Origin of the sequence: Gloeobacter kilaueensis JS1 (genome assembly GCF_000484535.1) — a bacterium.
Taxonomy (GTDB): Bacteria; Cyanobacteriota; Cyanobacteriia; order Gloeobacterales; family Gloeobacteraceae; genus Gloeobacter; species Gloeobacter kilaueensis.
Window position 1 is genome coordinate 1421963 of sequence record NC_022600.1, and the last position, 16895, is coordinate 1438857.

Annotated in this window: 15 protein-coding genes; 10 read left to right on the plus strand and 5 right to left on the minus strand. The window is 63.6% G+C overall.

The window, feature by feature from the left end:
- Window positions 1–134: 134 nt before the first annotated feature.
- Window positions 135–2132 carry a transglycosylase SLT domain-containing protein gene (locus GKIL_RS06840; RefSeq protein ID WP_187293900.1) on the minus strand — a complete coding sequence of 666 codons (1998 nt, stop codon included), beginning with the start codon at window positions 2130–2132 and terminating at the stop codon, window positions 135–137.
- Window positions 2111–3832: an N-acetylmuramoyl-L-alanine amidase gene (locus tag GKIL_RS06845; protein WP_041243785.1), complete on the minus strand. Its 1722-nt coding sequence runs from the start codon at window positions 3830–3832 to the stop codon at window positions 2111–2113. Before GKIL_RS06845 ends, GKIL_RS06840 begins: the two co-directional genes overlap by 22 nt.
- Before the next feature lie 140 nt (window positions 3833–3972).
- Between GKIL_RS06845 and GKIL_RS06850 the strand changes: the two genes are divergently transcribed.
- A complete protein-coding gene (locus tag GKIL_RS06850) occupies window positions 3973–4314 on the plus strand; it encodes a hypothetical protein (protein WP_023172750.1) in 342 nt (113 codons plus the stop codon).
- Between the two features lies 1 nt (window position 4315).
- Here the strand turns inward: GKIL_RS06850 and pheA are convergent, their stop codons facing one another.
- Both pheA and GKIL_RS06860 read right to left on the minus strand, forming a co-directional pair.
- Entirely contained in the window at window positions 4316–5146 is an 831-nt protein-coding gene (gene pheA / locus GKIL_RS06855) for a prephenate dehydratase (protein ID WP_041243787.1), read from the minus strand.
- A 10-nt stretch (window positions 5147–5156) separates the two neighbouring features.
- Complete coding sequence (locus tag GKIL_RS06860; protein WP_023172752.1) at window positions 5157–6359, minus strand: NAD(P)/FAD-dependent oxidoreductase; 1203 nt, start codon at window positions 6357–6359, stop codon at window positions 5157–5159.
- A gap of 164 nt (window positions 6360–6523) precedes the next feature.
- Between GKIL_RS06860 and GKIL_RS06865 the strand changes: the two genes are divergently transcribed.
- Window positions 6524–7489, plus strand: coding sequence for an exosortase/archaeosortase family protein (locus GKIL_RS06865; RefSeq protein ID WP_023172753.1), 966 nt, complete (start codon window positions 6524–6526; stop codon window positions 7487–7489).
- Between the two features lie 27 nt (window positions 7490–7516).
- Window positions 7517–8302, plus strand: a complete 786-nt coding sequence (locus GKIL_RS06870; RefSeq protein ID WP_023172754.1) for a hypothetical protein — start codon at window positions 7517–7519, stop codon at window positions 8300–8302.
- A gap of 14 nt (window positions 8303–8316) precedes the next feature.
- Here the strand turns inward: GKIL_RS06870 and GKIL_RS24615 are convergent, their stop codons facing one another.
- Complete coding sequence (locus GKIL_RS24615; protein WP_023172755.1) at window positions 8317–8832, minus strand: DUF1997 domain-containing protein; 516 nt, start codon at window positions 8830–8832, stop codon at window positions 8317–8319.
- Between the two features lie 163 nt (window positions 8833–8995).
- On the opposite strand from GKIL_RS24615, the gene GKIL_RS06880 reads away from it, so the two are divergent.
- From GKIL_RS06880 to GKIL_RS06910, 7 genes are all read left to right on the plus strand, one after another.
- Window positions 8996–10627 (plus strand): ArnT family glycosyltransferase, encoded by a 1632-nt coding sequence (locus GKIL_RS06880; protein WP_023172756.1) that lies wholly within the window; start codon window positions 8996–8998, stop codon window positions 10625–10627.
- Window positions 10627–12159, plus strand: coding sequence for a hypothetical protein (locus GKIL_RS06885; protein ID WP_023172757.1), 1533 nt, complete (start codon window positions 10627–10629; stop codon window positions 12157–12159). Before GKIL_RS06880 ends, GKIL_RS06885 begins: the two co-directional genes overlap by 1 nt.
- A gap of 30 nt (window positions 12160–12189) precedes the next feature.
- Window positions 12190–12663 carry a CRR6 family NdhI maturation factor gene (locus GKIL_RS06890; protein ID WP_023172758.1) on the plus strand — a complete coding sequence of 158 codons (474 nt, stop codon included), beginning with the start codon at window positions 12190–12192 and terminating at the stop codon, window positions 12661–12663.
- A 59-nt stretch (window positions 12664–12722) separates the two neighbouring features.
- Window positions 12723–14522: a pyruvate kinase gene (pyk, locus tag GKIL_RS06895; protein WP_071824865.1), complete on the plus strand. Its 1800-nt coding sequence runs from the start codon at window positions 12723–12725 to the stop codon at window positions 14520–14522.
- Between the two features lie 10 nt (window positions 14523–14532).
- On the plus strand, window positions 14533–14787 hold the full coding sequence (locus GKIL_RS06900; protein WP_023172760.1) for a glutaredoxin family protein: 255 nt from the start codon (window positions 14533–14535) through the stop codon (window positions 14785–14787).
- Window positions 14788–14849: 62 nt separating this feature from the next.
- Window positions 14850–15365 carry a hypothetical protein gene (locus GKIL_RS06905; protein WP_023172761.1) on the plus strand — a complete coding sequence of 172 codons (516 nt, stop codon included), beginning with the start codon at window positions 14850–14852 and terminating at the stop codon, window positions 15363–15365.
- 61 nt (window positions 15366–15426) lie between these two features.
- Window positions 15427–16887, plus strand: coding sequence for a UDP-N-acetylmuramoyl-L-alanyl-D-glutamate--2,6-diaminopimelate ligase (locus GKIL_RS06910; RefSeq protein WP_023172762.1), 1461 nt, complete (start codon window positions 15427–15429; stop codon window positions 16885–16887).
- Window positions 16888–16895 lie beyond the last annotated feature (8 nt).

A 16895-nucleotide genomic window follows, 5' to 3' on the forward strand; every position in this document is an offset into this window, starting at 1 on the left:
CAGCTATCTTCGCTCATCCGCGAAATTTTGGACAGACTCTCGAACACAGATTTGGTGCCAATTTCGGGACGGCTACGGTGGCTTCCCCCACAGGGAGGATTGCGGTTGTCGGGCGATGCCAGAAAGCCCAGAATTTAACCGGACGAGCGGGGCAGTTGCCCTGCAATCCGGCGGCCCTCGTCGGTGTAGAGGCGCAGGTAGTTCCAGTAGTTCTCGTAGATGTTGACGACATAGAAGCGGGTCTCGCGAAAGGGGATCTGCTCGATGAAGTCCTCCGGGTTGGCCACCGGCGTGCGCTGCACCCAGCGGGAGACGTTGCCCGGCCCAGCGTTGTAGCTCGCCAGAGCAAGCAGGGTACTGCCGCCGAAGCGCTCGTGGGTATAGCGCAGGTACCACGTCCCCAGGCGCAGGTTGTCATCGACCTTATCTAAATCGAAGGCACCGGGTTCGCGCTGGGCAATCCAGCGGGCGGTAGAGGGCAACAGTTGCATCAGGCCCACCGCTCCGGAGCGCGAGCGGATTGCAGGCTCGAAGCGCGATTCCTGGCGGATGAGCGAGGCGACCAGGAGCGGATTGAGTTTGCGTTCTTCGGACCAGCGCTGCAGTTGCGGTCCAAAAAAAAGCGGATACGCCTGCTGCCAGCGGCGCGGATCGCCGGGGGGCGAGGCGAGAAGAGTGAGGGTGGACTGGTTGATCGACTGGCGGTACTGGCCGCTCTGGGCTGCCAGTTGGGCACCTGCCAGCCGCAGCGGGGGGGTGAGTCGCCGGTGGTAGCTTTCTGCCTGCCACTGCTTTTGTGCTCCGTCGAGGTCACCTATCGCCATCAGTTCGGCCAGGGCAAGGGAGACGCCGCTTACGGGCGGGAGGGGCTGATTCCAGCGCACCGCTCCAGCGAGCGCCTCGATGTTGTATTCGCCGCTTACCAAGCCCAATCGGGAGGCAGCCCGCCAGGCGTAGTAACTCTGGGGATACTGGCGGAGGACGCTTTGAAACTGGCGGCGGGCCTGGGCTGTCGCTCCGGAGCGCTCCGCCCACTTGCCCAGCCAGAAGGCGGCTTTTGGGGCGAATGGGTCGTCCGGGTGGTGGGCGATGAGCCAGCGGGCGCGGGATTGGGCTTCAGTCAGATCGCCTTTTTCGGCGGCGTCCGCCGCCAGTTCCCAGGCAGCGTTGGCCGCCTTGGCGCTCTGGGGGTACTGGGCAATCAAACGGCGATAGAGAGGCAGTGCCTCGTCGGGCGCTTTGAGGCGCTTGAGAACGGTCTGCACCTGCGCCCAGAGCAATTCATCTCCCCGCGCCGGATGGGCACTCTCGCTCTGGGTAAGGAGGGTGAGGGCGTCGCTCACCGGCAGGAGTGGGGCGCGCTCGAGGGCCGCATCGACGGTGAGCGGCGAAGTGGGATACAGCCGGGGAAGCTGCTCCAGCAGGGCGAGAGCTTCGGGTTTACGGCCCAGGCGCTTCAGCACTTGAGCACGGGCAAACAGGCTTTCGGCGCTCATCGGAGCGCGCCCGAGGGCTTGAAGAGCCCGCGTCGGATCGACCGGGCGGTAGACCTCCGCCACCGCCTGCCACTGGATCGGGCTCAAGCCGCCCAGTTTTTCCCAGCGGCGGGCCATGGCGTAGGCGAGGGTGCTCTCCGGAAAGTAGCGCACCAGATGGGCAATCAAGGTGCGATCGTCGGGTGTTGCGACGAGGGCCGCCTCGATCGCCTCACGGCTACGGGGATGGTCGGGGTAGCGCCGCAACAGTTCGCCCAGGGCGGCGCGCTCTCCCTGGCGGCTCAGATGGGCCAGCGCCTCGGGGATCAGGTTGCTCTTGGGATGCTCCGCTATCCACCGGCGGCCCTCCCCCCGGCTGAGGGCGACTAAAAGCGACAGACGTTCGGCCAGGGGCGGATAGACCAGCCCTTCGAGCTGCTTGCGGGCAGCGGCGTAATCGCCGCGCCCGAAGGCTGCACTACCCTCGCGGTAGCGCTGCAGGCGCACCGGGGCGGATTGGGCACCGGTCTGGGCCTGCAAAGCGCCAAAACCGAGCCAGCCTGCTCCCAACAAAGCCGCCAGCGCAGCGATGGCCAGCAACGAGCGAGGGGAGCGCAGGCGATCGAGCATTGCCCTCACCCCGCCGCGTGCAGCCACGATGTCAGGCCGCGCGTGAGCGAGCGGGCGATGCGCTCTTGAAACGCCGGGCTCAAGAGCCGGGCGTACTCGTCCGGATGGGTCATAAAACCAAATTCGAGCAACACAGCCGGGGCTTCCGTCGGGCGGATCACCGCCAGACTATCCCAGAAAAGACCGTAGTCGGGCTGGCCCAGATCGCCTATCAGTTGCCGGTGCAGGGCTTCGGCGAGGTTGCGGCTCTGCATCTGGTACCAGTAGACCGAGGTGCCGTGCTGCCGGAGCGGGTCGCCGGCATCGGGAAGGGCGTTGTTGTGCAGGCTCAAATACACCGTCGGCTGGGTAGCGCGCATCAGCTCGACGCGCCGGGCAAGGGAGACGGTCCGATCGCCCGTGCGGGTCATCAGCACCGTCGCTCCGGCCCGCTGCAACTGGTTGCGCAGCCGCAGGGCGATCTGGAGGTTGACGGTTTTTTCTTGCACCCCCGAGCAGCCGGTCGAGCCGGTGTCGTTGCCGCCGTGGCCCGGATCGAGCATCACCGTCAGGCCCGCCAGGGCGCGGGAGACCCTGGGGGGGCGGCGCAGGGCAATCACCAGCACGTTGCCCTCGTAGCGCAACTGGTAGCCCCACTGCCGCGAGGAGCGCAGGTCGATATAAAAGCGCATCCCCTGGGGGGTGATGGGCTCCCACTGCACCGAGCGGATGAGCGGGTCGGTGCTCTCAAAGCGGATAAGGTCGGTGGCCGCCACCGCTCCCCAGAGGCTCACCACCAGGCGGGTCTCCTCCTGGCGGACGCTGGTAGGCAATCGCGTCTCCAGGGGAATCAACAGTTCGCTGCCGGTGGCGCTCGTGCGGGTGCGCAGCGAACCGACCGCACTTTTGGGCAGCGGCGTACCGGCGGGCAAAATCCGCAGGTCGCTTTTTTGGATCCAGCCTTCGCCCTGCAGGCGGTACCAGTCGCCGCTCTGGGCTATCACCTGCGAGCGGACTCCCTGGGTTAGCGGTGCGAGGCGAGCGTAGCCGGCTCCCGGTCCGGCTCTGACGATCGCTTCGACGGGGACGACCTCGACGACGACGATCTGGCGCGGATCGAGGGTGGTGATCGCCGCCGGAGCCTGGGCACTCAGGTTCTGGCCCTGCCAGCGCAACTCGAAGCGCGGCACCTGCTCCCGCCAGGCCGGGTCCGCTGCCAGGCAGCCCCGATAGATGCCGCTAACCAGCTCCCCCCCAGCCGCGCCGCTCAAGATCGCTGCCGAATCTTCGACGGGCCGAAAAGGCGGCAATTCGCTCAGCATCAGGCTTTTGCCGGCAAGTTCTGCCAGGACGCGCCCGCCGGGGGTGGCCTGGGCCTCCAGACAGACCGGCGCAAGGGCGGGTACCTGCTGGTCCACCAGCGGCGATCGGACCGCAAGGACGGGCCGGTCGCGGGCAAGGGGCGGCTCGACCCGGCGCGTTACCTGCTGCTGCTGGCTCTGGAGCGTTCCTTTTTTGTCCCGGTAGACCCAATAAAAAGTGTTCACTCCCGGCTTGAGCGGCGCGCTGGCAGCAAAGTAGCCCTGGCGGTTGAGCGGCACGGCCCGGCCATCCAGGCGCAGATCGCCCGCCGGTGGAGCGGCACCGATAAAAAAGATGCTCGCGCTGTCGGTGCGATAGACCGCCGGTGGATAGATGATCCGCAGGGGAGCTGCCAGAGCCGGGGCACCACCGCCGACAATCGTCACAAAGCACGCGAATACCAGCGCCGCTATTCTCGTCATTTTTTAACAGAATATTGCGTTTGTTTACGTAAATTCAGGTAGTATGTAGTGAAGAGCAACGTGGAATCGTTCCACAGCGTTCCGGCCCATTGTTGGTCCGTGCCATGCTGACATACGCGCGCGTTTTGAGCCTTTCCGAGGGCGGTCACTTTACCCCCTTTGCCCACCTTAATCACCGGATCATTCGCTTCTTGTGCCACTCCCTCGAAGGTCCCGGTTTCCAGGAGGAGGTGCTGGCCGAGGCGATCGAGAATGCAAAGCTGCATTTTAGCCTGCGCAGTGCGGTGAGAGCCTACGAGGTCTTCGGGAGCAGCTACAGCCAGTTTATCGAGCAGGGCGTCTGCAACCCCCGCTACGACGAGCGCCTCGTCTGCGATCTTTACGCTGTTTACCGTCGCCGCCTCGAAAGCGACGTTGCCGATTTTTTGCGCTCGCAAATACTCTAAATCAGTCCGCCTTGACCCGTTCGATCCCATAGCTGCCGAGAATCTTCAGTTCTGCCACCAGTGTCTGCACCTCCTGGAGAGCGGCTGCGATCGTCTGAGAACGGCTGTCTCCTTCGAGGTCGGCAAAGAATAAATATTCGCCTATCACCTTCTTGGTCGGTCGCGATTCGATCTTGGCGAGGTTGATCTGGGCTCGGGCAAAGATAGCCAGGATTTCGTAGAGGATGCCGGGGCGATTGCGGCGCAGGCCAAAGGCGATCGAAGTGCATTGGGATGGCAGTCCGGCCCAGAAGGGCTGCTCGCTCACCAGCCAGAAGCGGGTGCAGTTGTCGGGATGGTCGTTGATCTGCCGCTGCAGGACCGGCAGATCGTGCAGCTGGGCAGCCCGCTCGGAGGCGATAGCCGCACTGCCGGGGCCGAGGTGGCGCAGGGCCTCGCTGGTGGAGGCGGTGGGGACGCGCTGGACCGCTCCAAGATGTTCTTCGAGCCAGCCCTGGCACTGGGCGAGCGCCTGGGGATGGGAGTAGACGGTCCGAATAGGGGCGGTGCCCTTCTGGTGACCAATCAGGCAGTGGCGCACCGGCAGTACGAGCGCCCGGCGCACCTGCAGGCTGCTGTAGAGCCAGAGGGTATCGAGGGTGGCGCTGACGGTGCCTTCGATCGCATTTTCGACCGGCACGACGGCACAGTCGGCCTCGCCGCTGGCGGCGGCGCGCAGGGTGCCCTGGATGCTCGGGTGGGGCAGCCGCTCGGCCTCCTCGCCCAGAAAGGCGAGGGCCGCCTCCTCGGTATAGGTGCCACCCGGTCCTAAAAAAGCAACGCGCACGACCATGAGGCCGATTTTACATCCGGCCCGGCAGCGCGTCAGCACTGAACAGCTCTGGAGCCATGCGCGCCAAAAGCGGATTTTGAACAGCGTTGAAGTAAAACAAATCCGCCGCCTGGGCAACGGTCCAACCGGCGGTACCGGTGAGCACCTGGCCATCGACGACCGCCAGCCCGTCGAAGGCACCGAGGGAGAGGGCGATGCGATCGATCCTGGGGACAAAGGGACTGAGAAGCCCGCCCCGCGCTTCGCTCGCGATGTTGGCCGCCACCAGTTCTCCGGCGCGCACGGCCAGTTGCCCGTTCGGGGCAAAGGTGCGCTCCAATCCGGCATTGAAGGGCCGGATGCTGTCGCCTACCGCGTAGACGTGCGGATAATCGACCAGGCGCAAAAAGGAATCGACCCGCAAAAACTGGTCGCGGCGCAACTCTGCCGGTTCTTCTTCGAGGCGCACCGGCTGGATGCCGCCGGTCCAGAACACCGTCTGGCTTGCCAGCTCCTCGGTGCCCGCGCTCGTTTCGAGCACCACCCCCTCGGCGCGGACGCGGCGCACCTGGCTTGCTGTCTGCACGATCACCCGATGGCGCTTCAGCCAGCGCAACGCCCACTCCCCGGCAGCTTCGGGCCAGTCGCTCAAAAGCCGCGCCTGCCGCTGGATGAGGTGAATTTGAATCGCCTCGGCCAGTCCGCCGTAGCGCTGCCGCCAGCGGCGCGCCAGGTGCGACAACTCCGCCGCCAGTTCGACCCCGACGATGCCGCCGCCCACGATCACCCAGCGCAACAGATTTAGATCGCAGCGGTCGCGCTTGAGGGCGTCCTCCAGGCGCGACCAGTGGGCGAGGATCCGCTCGAGATCTTCGAGGCTATAGAGCGGCAGCGTGTGGCGCGGTGCCCCCGAAGTGTTCAATTTTCCCTCCGAACCTACCGCAATCACCAGGCGATCGGCCCGCAGCGTCTCGTAGTCGGTCTCGACCGTCGCTGCCTCCGGATCGATCTGGAGGGCGGTTGCCTGCAGGTGCCGCACACCGGCAGGCAATAGCCGCTCGTACGGAAGACTCACCTCCCGCAAAGCCAGCCGTCCCGCCGCCGCCGCCACCAGGCGGGGTCTTAATACGTGCTCGCGGCGCGGCTCGACGAGCGTCACCGGCAGATTCATAGCCGCGAGTGTCTGGACCGTCCGCAGCCCCGCGTAACCGCCGCCAATCACCACTGTCTGCATCGCTACTCCTGAGCAGCCGCGCTTCTTTCTCCATCGATTCTAAGAGTTCAAGCGCTGACGAGCGGCCAAACTGGCAATTGCACAGCCTTTACTGAAATTTCAACGATGCAACTGCCGGACGCGGAGTATCATCGCGGGAGCATCTGTTCAACGATCCCTCTGCCATGCCGTCCTCCCTCATCTCCCCATCACTGCTGCGGCTCTGGCTGCCGGTGCTCTGTGCGGGCGTGCTGGGGGTGTATTCTTTGCCGGTGCTGGGGGAGTGGCTGGCAGCCTGGTTCAGCTACGGCACCTACAGCGCCCTGTTTACCTACGGAGCGGTCGGTATACCGGCCCTTGGTTATCTTGGCTGGAGCAAGGCGGCCCGGTTGGGCAATCTGACTGTGCCACCCGTGGACCGGTTGCTCGGCATCGGGTTTCTGCTGGGCAGTTGCACCCTGATTGGTTGGGCTGCCTCGAAGGATGTCCGCTTTGCCGGTGTCTTTCTGGGGGTGATTGCTCTTTGCACCCTGGTGTGGGGGTTGGGCTCGCTGCGGCTTTTGTGGCAGGAGCTGGGGCTGTTGCTGCTTGCGATTCCCTTCCCGATCGTCTTTGCCCTCACCCACAACCCGTTCTTTCAGCAGGTCACCGCCCAGGGAGCCGCCTTTATGCTCTGGTACACCGGCATCCCCGCCGTTGCCGCTCCCGCCCACGCTTCCCAGATCGGCGTCTACGTGCTGAAGTTGCTCGACGATGGCCACTGGCAAGCCTGGAGCGGCGTCGCCGTTGCCCAGGAATGTTCCGGCACGGCAATCGGCTTTACGTTCACCTACTTGAGCTTTTTGATCCCGGCTCTGCTGCCTGTCGCTTTATCCCGCAGGCTGCTGCTGGCAACCCTCGCCCCGGTCCTTGCCATCTTCTGCAACACCGCCAGGGTCGCCTTTCTGGTCTATCTCCAGGCGTACAGTGGCCGTGACGCCTTTTTGTTCTGGCACGCCGCCGACGGTCGGCTCATCTATTCTTTTGCGACCCTGCTATTGTTTGGCCTGCTGGCTCTGTGGATTGTCCGGCCCGCTTTTGAGCGTCCGCCTGCGGGCACCTCTGCTGCCCCACTGACCACCGCCTACCGCCCTCCGGCAGAAAAAGGCTGACTGCCCGCTGCCCCTAGGATTGCTGCGATGGAACCTGAATCGTTTTTGCCCCTCGAAGAACAGGCCCCTTCACCTGCCGCTGCTCCTTCGGCGGCCCAGATCATCCCGCGCCCACTGCCCACCGCCCTCGGGTTTGCGGGCGTCGGTCTGCTGCTCGCGTTTCTGGCCGACCTGCTGCCCTTTGTGCCGCCCCAGACCCATAACCTGCTGTGGCAGATTGCGTTTTTAGAACACGTCTTCAACACGGCGAGCGTCGCGATGCTCGGTATTTTGCTGCTGCTCGCCGGTATCTGGCTGGGCGATATATTAAACGACGAAAAGAGCCGTCTTAAAAGCAGCCTCAGCGGTAGTCTCGCGCTACTGGTCGGCCTGGCCCTGGTCTTCTCGGTGCCCCTCTACATTCAGAACGTCAACCGCCTCTACCAGATCAAAAAATCCGAGATCTTAAGCCAGCGCAAGAGCAACGCCCCGCTGGTGGGTGGCAGCCTGGCGGACCGGTTCGATACGGTTCTAGTAGAACTCGACAATTCGATCTTCAAAAATACCGCCCGCTACAGCGCCAACGCCCTTGCCATCGGCTTTGTGACCGCGAGCCTGGGCATCTTTGCCATCCGCTACACCCGCAACCGCCCCGAAGTCGGCTACACCTGCCCGGCCTGCGACAGCAGCGAGGTGCGCCGCTCCGGGCAACTGAGCCCCACCGAGCAGAGCCTGGCGCTGTTTACCCGCATCCACACCTTCCGCTGCAACGCCTGCGGCTGGCGCTTCCGGCGGTTTTCTCTCACCGGCAAACCCTTTCCCTTCTTCTTTTAGATGGCAGATGGCCGCTAAGCGCCGGGGTGGCGCGAGCGATAGTCGCAGCAGATATTGTGGACCAGATTCTGGCAGACGGAGGCGCTCATCGCACTCACCGCTGTCTGGGCGGCAGATTGGACCACCGGCTGGGGAAACATGCCCAGAAAGCCCGGCAGGGTCAATTGAATCGCAAAGCGCGCCTCCCAGAAGACATCGACCGCCGGGGGGCGGGGTGTGAGCTGAAAAAGACCGCTAAAGTCGGTCTGGTAATCTGACGCGGGCGAGGGGACCGAAAGCAGCCGGTAGCGGCACTCGTCGTCTTCGATGAGTTGGAGCACCATCCGGGGGGCGAGTTGAAAACCGAGAGCGCCGAATTCGGGAAGCTGCAGATCGAAGTGACCGGCCCCGGTGCGCTGCACTTTAAGAGGGCGAAAACCGACCGGTACCCAGTGATCAGGGCCGCGCAGGTAGGTGACTAGAGGGGGCAGCGGGGTCTGCAGACGAACGTCACCCTGGCGGGTGTCCTTGAGCGAGAGCGTCGATGGCATGGGCAGGTTGCACCGGTAGGGAGAGCACCGTGTCCGGCGGCGATTATTCGACCGTTCGGTGGTGAATGGTTGGTTGTGCGGGACAAGAAGCATATCATAAGCGGGCGGAAGCCCTGTGCGCAGCAGGCACCAGTCGGCTGCGCCACGATGATGTTCGAGGACAATGTTCGATTCGCTTTTTGGGCGCTCAAAACCTACCGGTCGGGCCGGTTCTTTTTTGGCGGGGGACCGTGCCTGGTTGGCGCTGTTGCTGCTCGCGTCGCTGCTGCTGTATCTGGTCAATCTCGGGGGGGTGCCCCTTCGCGATTGGGACGAGGGCATCTACGCCGATGTTTCCCGGACGATGCTCAAGGCACCGGCGGCAGCCCAGGCGTGGCTGTATCCGATGATTCGCGGTCAGCCTTTTACCGATAAGCCGCCGCTGCTCTACTGGCTGATGGCCTGTGCCTACGCGATCGGGGGCGTGAGCGAGTGGACGGCGCGGCTGCCGGGGGCGCTGCTGACGGCGCTGTCGGTCCCGCTGCTGTACGCGATTGGCCGGGAACTGTTTGCGACGCAGCGGGCGGCACTGTTTGGAGCCGGAGTGTATCTGGGGATGCTGCCGATGGTCCGCCATGGGCGGCTCGCGATGCTCGACGGAGCGGCGCTGTGTTTTTTTCTGCTCATGGTCTACTGTCTGTTGCGGGCGCGACGCACGCCGGTCTGGGGGCTGGGGCTGGGGCTGGCCTTTGCCCTGGTCTGTCTCACCAAGGGCATCCTCGGACTGTTGCTGCTGGGGGTTGTGCTGGTCTTTGTGGCCCTCGACTGCCCGCAGTTGCTGCGCTCGGTCTACCTGTGGGGTGGACTGGTGGCCGGTAGTCTGGCGGTGGGCTGGTGGTACGGCGCGCAGTGGCTGCACTACGGCCTGGAGTACATGGGCTACGTCGGCGGCGAGAAAAATTTTGCCCGCGTCTGGAAGAGCACCGATCAAAACCAGGGGCCGCCCTGGTATTACCTGCTGGAACTGTTGAAGTACACCTGGCCCTGGCTCATCTTCCTGCCCCAGGCGCTGGTGCTCGCCTGGAGGAGCCGCGCTGAGAGCTGGGCACGGCTGGTGTTGCTGTGGCTTGCCATCTTTCTGGTCGTGATTTCGGCGATGGCGACCAAGCTGCCCTGGTACGTCCTGCCGGTCTACCCGGCGATTGCTCTGGCGGTGGGCCATTACCTTTCTTTGATCTCGAAGGCGGCACCCCGTAGCTGGCTCGCTGGTCTGGTGCTGCTCGCCGTCGTCGGTTGGGGAGGCTGTCTTTATTTCGGTGCTTTCGCAGCGCCGGGCGATCGAGATCTGCTTGCAACCGTCCTGGTTCTGGCTTTGACGATGACCCTGGCGCTGGTGCTGGTGCGCCGCTCCGGTTCCCAGGCGGCGCTGGTGCTGCTCGGGGGGAGCTACTGCTGCTGTCTGTTGTTTTTGCTGAGCAGCCACTGGGTCTGGGAGCTGAACGAGGCGTACCCGGTACCGCCGGTGGCCCGGCTCATCCGCCGCTGGACGCCGCCGGATCGCAGCGTCTATACTTCCTTTGCCCTCGGTCGGCCATCGCTCGATTTTTACAGCGATCATCGGGTGATCCCGGCTTCGAGCAGTGAACTGGCGCAGCGCTGGCAGCAGGAAGCTCAGCCCTTTTTGCTCGTCGATGCGGCGATGCTCAAAAGCCTGCCTGCCGACGGGCGGCTGGTTCTGGGCAGTGCCCAGGGGCTGACACTGATCTCGAAGCTGCCCGAGGCAGGACTGGCTCCCCTTACCTCTGTAGCGCAGTAATGTCCTGGATTCGCTCGCTTATCGACAAATTTTTTGCACCGCTCTTTGAGAACGAGAATCGCTTTGCCCTCACGCTGACGGCGCTCTTTTTCGTCCTCGGTGCGGCGGGCCTGGTCAACCACGCGATGTGGCGCGATGAGATCAACGTCTGGCTCATCGTCCGGGACAGCCCCTCGTTGCCCGCCCTTTTGAGCAACATCAAGTACGAGGGCCACCCGGCGCTGTGGTACCTGTGCCTGTATCCCCTCAGCCGCCTCAGCCACAATCCGGCGCTGATGCAGGTTTTTCATCTGCTTCTGGCCACGCTCAGCGTTTATCTTTTTGTCCGCCATTCGCCCTTCACTCGCCCCCAGAAGCTCTTGTACCTGTTCGGCTACCTGCCCTTCTACGAGTACCTGCTCATCAGCCGCAACTACGCGTTCGGTATTTTGCTGGTTTTTGCTTTTTGCACCGTCCACCGGACCCAGCCCAGAAAGTACCTGATCCTCTCGCTGCTTCTGGCGCTGCTCGCCAATACCAACGCCTACGGGCTGCTCATCGCCGGTTGCCTGCAGGCGATGTTGCTGCTGGAGTGTGCGACCAAAGGGCGGCCCTGGGGGCAGGTGCTGGCCGGGTCGGGCGTCTTTGGGCTGGGGGCAGTAGCCGCCCTGGCCCTGATCATTCCCAATAAAGACAACACCCTGGCCGGGGGGGCGACCGGCTGGACGCTCTACTTTGACCTCAATCACTTTTTTACCGCCCTCACCCGCATCTGGAGCGGCTATATCGTCGTGCTCGTCCCGAACGATGCCCACGCCTGGGAGATGGTGCTCTTCTCGATTCCGGCCATCGGACTGCTGGCTTTTGGCGGTGCGCTACTCCTGCGCAAGCCCGTCGCCTGTTTTTTTTACCTGAGCGCCACGGCGAGCCTGTTCGTCCTCACCTACGTAAAGTTCATCGGTGCCCAGAGGCACTTCGGCCACTTTTTTATCGTTCTGCTCGCCGCCCTCTGGCTGGCGGAGCACTATGCCGAGTCGGACCGGCTCCCAGGCCGCCTGCAGCGGTGGGCCGATTTTGCTGAGCGCTACCGGGGCCGGTTTTTGACGACGATCCTCGTCTTTCAACTGGCCGGGGGGATCGTGGCTTACTGCCGCGACTGGCTGGTGCCCTACTCCGCGAGCCGGGAGGCGGCGGATTTTATCCACGGCCACGGGCTGGATCGCTTCTTTATCGTCGGCAGCCGGGACTACGCCATATCGCCCCTGTGCGGCTATCTGGATCGTCAGATCTACTATCCGGAAAACCGCCGCCTCAGCAGCTTCGTGCTCTTTAACGGAGCCAGAAAAGAAGTGGACGCAAAAGAAACGCTCGATCAGGTGTATCAGCTTCTTGAAAAGGGGACGCCCGAGCCGATCCTGCTCATCTTGAACCATCCTGTCGAACCGGCGGTCGCGGCGGGCCTGAACGTGCGGGTGATGGCCCAGTTTACCGACAGCTTTATTAGCGAAGAAGTCTACTATCTTTATCTCGTGACTGTCCGGCACTCGCGCTAACATGCGACAAAAAGGAGCAGGCGCGTTGCTATGCCGACGATTGTTCAACTCGATCAGCCCGCTATCGACCGGCTCGATCTGAGGGCAGCCGGAGTCCAGATCGAACGACTGGCCGCCGACCCCCTCGCCAATGCCCGCCAGCTCCGCTTTGAGATCGACTATCCGCGCGCAGCGGACGATCCGCGCGAACTGCCGGAGGTGCAGGAGATTCGGCTGTTTTTTATTCGCCTCGATGCGCGCTATCCCTGGCTGCCGTACCTGCTCGACTGGCGCAATGGCGAGTTGACCCGCTTTGCGGCGATGCTGGTCCCCCACCAGTTCAGCGCCAAGGACGGCATCACCTTTGCGCCGGAGGCGATGGAAATTTTTGTGATGCACAAGATCTTCGTCCTCGCCGACTGGCTTTTAGCCCAGGGCATCACCAACCGCTCCGAGCTGCGCTATCTGGCCCAGGCGCTGGGCTACGACATCGACGCAGAGTTTTTTGACCTGCTGAGCGCCTGAAGCGAGGGACGGCTAACGCCGTGCTACGATTTGCGCAAAACGGCCAATTGGGTGCTCAAGTGGTAGTTGCTTCCGAACCATTCAATCGCGTCACTGCCCGTCGCCAGGAGCGGGCGCGCTTTCGGCGCACCAAGATCGTCGCCACCATCGGCCCGGCGGTCGATGATCCGCGCACGCTCCGCGAACTCATCCAGGCGGGGGCAACGACGCTGCGGCTCAATTTTTCCCACGGCACCCACGAGGAGCATCGCCGCCGCATCGGCCTCATCCGCCAGATCTCCTTCGAACTTAACCAGCCGGTGGCGATCTTGCAGGATCTGCAGGGGCCAAAGATTCGCCTGGGCAAGTTCAAGGAGGGTCCGATTCGCCTTGAGCAGGGCGATCCGTTTATTCTCACCAGCCGCGACGTTCCGGCCAACCAGCAGATAAGCCCGATCACCTACGCCCGCCTTGCCCAGGAGGTGCCCGCCGGAGCGACGATCCTCCTCGACGATGGCCGGGTGGAACTGGTGGTCGAGCGGGTGGATCTAGCCGAGCAGAACCTCTACTGCCGCACGGTGGTGGCCGGTAAGCTCTCCGACAGCAAGGGCGTCAATTTTCCGGGGGTGACGCTCTCGGTGCCGGCGATGACCGCCAAGGACCGCGAGGATCTGCTCTTTGGCCTCAACCAGGGCGTCGATTGGGTGGCCTTGAGCTTTGTGCGCACCGCCAGTGACCTCTTAGAACTCAAGGAACTGATTGCCCAGTCGGGCAAGCGCGTGCCGGTGATCGCCAAGATCGAAAAATTTGAAGCCTTCGAGCAGCTCGAATCGATCGTGGCGGCGAGCGACGGGCTGATGGTGGCGCGGGGCGATCTGGGCGTCGAGATGCCCGCCGAAGAGGTACCGCTATTGCAAAAGCGGCTCATCCTCTCAGCCAACAAGGCGGGTAAGCCCGTGATCACCGCCACCCAGATGCTCGATTCGATGGTGAGCAACAGCCGCCCGACCCGCGCCGAGGTCTCGGATGTGGCCAACGCCATCCTCGATGGCACCGACGCGGTGATGCTCTCCAACGAGACCGCCGTCGGCCAGTTTCCGGTGCTCGCCGTCGAGACGATGGCCCGGATCGCAGACCGCATCGAGCAGTCGCTGCCGCAGCGCAGCTGGATAGACGCCGGTCGCTCGATCCCAAATGCGATCTCCCAGGCCGTGGGCAGCATCGCCCAGCAACTCGGAGCCCAGGCGATCATCACCCTCACCAAGTCCGGGGCCACCGCCCGCAACGTCAGCAAGTACCGCCCGCGCGTGCCGATTATCGCCATCACCCCGAGTGTGTCGGTGGCCCGCGAACTGCAGCTGGTCTGGGGGGTCTACCCGCTGATGGTCCTCGATCTGCCCTCCACCCATCAGACGTTTCAGGCGGCGATCAACGTCAGTCAGGAAAAAAATCTCGTCCTCGAAGGCGACCTGGTGATCATGACCGCCGGGACGATCCAGGGACTCTCAGGCTCGACGGACCTGATCAAAGTCGAGGTGGTCACCGCCATTTTGGGCGAAGGTCTGGGCCTGGGCCAGAACGCTGTGAGCGGGCGCGCCCGCGTCGTTCAAAGCGCCGACGATGCCGCCTCGCTCAATCCTGGCGATATCCTGGTTGCCCCCTGCACCAACGCCAGCTACATCGAGGCGATCAAGCTCGCCGGCGGCATCGTCACCGAAGAAGGCGGCCTCACCTCCCACGCCGCTGTGATTGGCCTCAGGCTCGGGCTGCCGGTGCTTCTGGGGGTAAAAGGCTGCACCAGCCGCATTCCGGACGGCATCGTGATCACCCTCGATCCGCAAAAGGGCGTCATCCACTCCGGGACTGCCACAGCCGTCTAAGATAGGCGGCATGGCAAAAACGGTCGTCTTTTACTCCAAACCTGGCTGTTGTCTATGCGACAGCCTCGAGCGCACCCTCCAGGCGAGCCAGGCGCACCTCGGCTTTGTGATCGACAAGCGCAATATTCTCGACGATCCGGAGTGGTTCACTGACTTTCAATACACGATTCCCGTGCTCGAAATCGACGGCCAGACCGTAGGCGGCATCTCCCACCGCAGCAGCATCGAGCAATTGACCACCGTTCTTACCCGGCTGCTGGTCTGAGACCGACTTGCATAGATCCAGCCGATGTGCAATCAATTGATGCCATCGGTGGGGCGGGCGGGATGAGAAAGTGGCTGCTAATCGTTTTGTTGCTGGCAATCGCCGGGCCGGCTGTGGCCGGTTTTCGCGAGGACCTGCGCCAGGCCCTCGAACAGACAAAACTGGTTTTGAACAATCGCCCCAGCTACGAGCAGTACCTGCAGAGCGCCGGTCAGGTCACCTCTGCCCTCGACGCTGTAATCTACAGTCGGACTGCCGTTCCAGCGAACGCCCTGGTGGCGGTCAAATTTGTCAACAAACAACTGCGCGCCTTCGAGGAAGCCTGGGCGCTGCGCTTTCGGATCGGCCTTAAAAACAGCGATTCGCCCGACAATGTGAGCTTTACGCGCGCGAGTCTATCTAGAGTGAGCAAAGCTTTTGCTGCCATCGATCCAAAGCTGCGGGTCGAAGAATACTTTATCGGCCAGGGCGAGATCGGCAAAGAAGAATACCGCACGATTGCCTATGCCCAGCTTCTCGGTGCGAGTGCGCGGATCATTATCAGAAACATCGATACAGCCGTAGCTCGCCTGCGCTGAGAATCGCTTCCGGCTGGGGGCGTGCCTCTGCTACGCTGACTTGCAGACGAGGAAGCCGCCCATGCGCCTGCACGAATTGCTCGCCCGGATCGCTCTTGATCCCCAAAATTATCCTGATATCGAAGTTGCTGGTCTGACCACCGATTCGCGTCAGGTCCAGCCGGGGGATCTATTTATTGGCCTGCCTGGAACGCGGGTAGACGGCAGCTACTTCTGGGCGCAGGCGGTGACCGCCGGTGCAGTCGGACTGGTGCTCTCCGAAAGTGCGCGCGGCGTCGATGAAGCGCTCGTGCCGGTGATCCGGGTGGCAGATGTGATCAAGACCTGCGCCCAACTGGCGGCGGCCTTTTACGATTTTCCGGCGAGCAAGCTCACCCTGGTGGGCGTCACCGGCACCAACGGCAAGACGACGACGACCCACCTCATCGAGCACCTGCTGAGCTGGCAGGCAAAGACGGGCCTGGTGGGCACCCTCTACGGTCGCTGGCCCGGCCAGAAAGTCGAAGCCCGCCATACTACCCCGTTTGCCCTCGAAATCCAGCACCTGCTTGCCCAGATGGTGGCGGCGGACTGCCGCTACGCGGTGATGGAGGTGAGTTCCCACGCCCTCGCTCAGCAGCGGGTGGCGGGCTGCAAGTTTGCAGCGGCAGTCTTTACCAATCTCACCCAGGATCACCTCGACTTTCACCCGGACATGGAAAGTTACTTCCAGGCGAAGGCGGCCCTGTTCAGCCGCGAGTACCGCACGGGCCGGGCGATCCTCAACATCGACGATCCCTGGGGGGCGCGCCTTGCTGCCCTCAATCAGAATGTCTGGACCTACAGCCTCAAGCCGGGCGCGGACCTCTACCCGCTCGATGTCGTCTTTACCCCGGAGGGGATTCGGGGCACGCTGGTCACACCGATTGGCCGCGCTCCCTTTGTCAGCCCGCTGGTGGGCCAGTTCAACCTGGCCAATCTGCTCGCCGCCGTCGGAGCGGTGCTCTCCCTCGGCCTCGATCTGGAGGCGGTCGCCGCCGATCTCGCCCACTTCGGCGGTGTGCCGGGCCGGATGGAGCGAGTGAGCGGCAGCGGCGACGAGATCACGGTGATCGTCGATTATGCCCACACCCCCGACGGCCTGCGCAAACTGCTCGAAGCGACCCGGCCCTTTGTGCGCGGACGGCTTATCTGCATCTTTGGCTGTGGCGGCGACCGCGACCGCACCAAGCGCCCCCAGATGGGCCGGATCGCCGCTGAACTTTCTGATTGGCCGGTGGTGACCAGCGACAATCCGCGCACCGAGAACCCCGAGGCGATCGTCCACGACATCCTGGCGGGCATTCCGGTGGGGGTGTCGCCGACGGTCGAAGTAGACCGCCGCCGGGCCATTCACCGCATTCTTCAACAAGCGCGCAGCGGCGACTGCGTGGTGATCGCAGGCAAGGGCCACGAGGATTATCAGATTCTTGGCACCACCAAGATCCACTTCGACGACCGCGAGGAGGCCCGCGCCGCCTTGGCGGAGCGGCACCAGCAATAAGTTTGCAC

What these genes read in the sequence shown, in the direction of transcription:
- GKIL_RS06850 (WP_023172750.1), top strand. Translation starts at nt 3,973, where the DNA reads ATGCTGACATACGCGCGCGTTTTGAGCCTTTCCGAGGGCGGTCACTTT.
- pheA (WP_041243787.1), bottom strand. Translation starts at nt 5,146, where the DNA reads ATGGTCGTGCGCGTTGCTTTTTTAGGACCGGGTGGCACCTATACCGAG.
- GKIL_RS06860 (WP_023172752.1), bottom strand. Translation starts at nt 6,359, where the DNA reads ATGCAGACAGTGGTGATTGGCGGCGGTTACGCGGGGCTGCGGACGGTC.
- GKIL_RS06865 (WP_023172753.1), top strand. Translation starts at nt 6,524, where the DNA reads ATGCCGTCCTCCCTCATCTCCCCATCACTGCTGCGGCTCTGGCTGCCG.
- GKIL_RS06870 (WP_023172754.1), top strand. Translation starts at nt 7,517, where the DNA reads ATGGAACCTGAATCGTTTTTGCCCCTCGAAGAACAGGCCCCTTCACCT.
- GKIL_RS24615 (WP_023172755.1), bottom strand. Translation starts at nt 8,832, where the DNA reads ATGCCATCGACGCTCTCGCTCAAGGACACCCGCCAGGGTGACGTTCGT.
- GKIL_RS06880 (WP_023172756.1), top strand. Translation starts at nt 8,996, where the DNA reads ATGTTCGATTCGCTTTTTGGGCGCTCAAAACCTACCGGTCGGGCCGGT.
- GKIL_RS06885 (WP_023172757.1), top strand. Translation starts at nt 10,627, where the DNA reads ATGTCCTGGATTCGCTCGCTTATCGACAAATTTTTTGCACCGCTCTTT.
- GKIL_RS06890 (WP_023172758.1), top strand. Translation starts at nt 12,190, where the DNA reads ATGCCGACGATTGTTCAACTCGATCAGCCCGCTATCGACCGGCTCGAT.
- GKIL_RS06900 (WP_023172760.1), top strand. Translation starts at nt 14,533, where the DNA reads ATGGCAAAAACGGTCGTCTTTTACTCCAAACCTGGCTGTTGTCTATGC.
- GKIL_RS06905 (WP_023172761.1), top strand. Translation starts at nt 14,850, where the DNA reads ATGAGAAAGTGGCTGCTAATCGTTTTGTTGCTGGCAATCGCCGGGCCG.
- GKIL_RS06910 (WP_023172762.1), top strand. Translation starts at nt 15,427, where the DNA reads ATGCGCCTGCACGAATTGCTCGCCCGGATCGCTCTTGATCCCCAAAAT.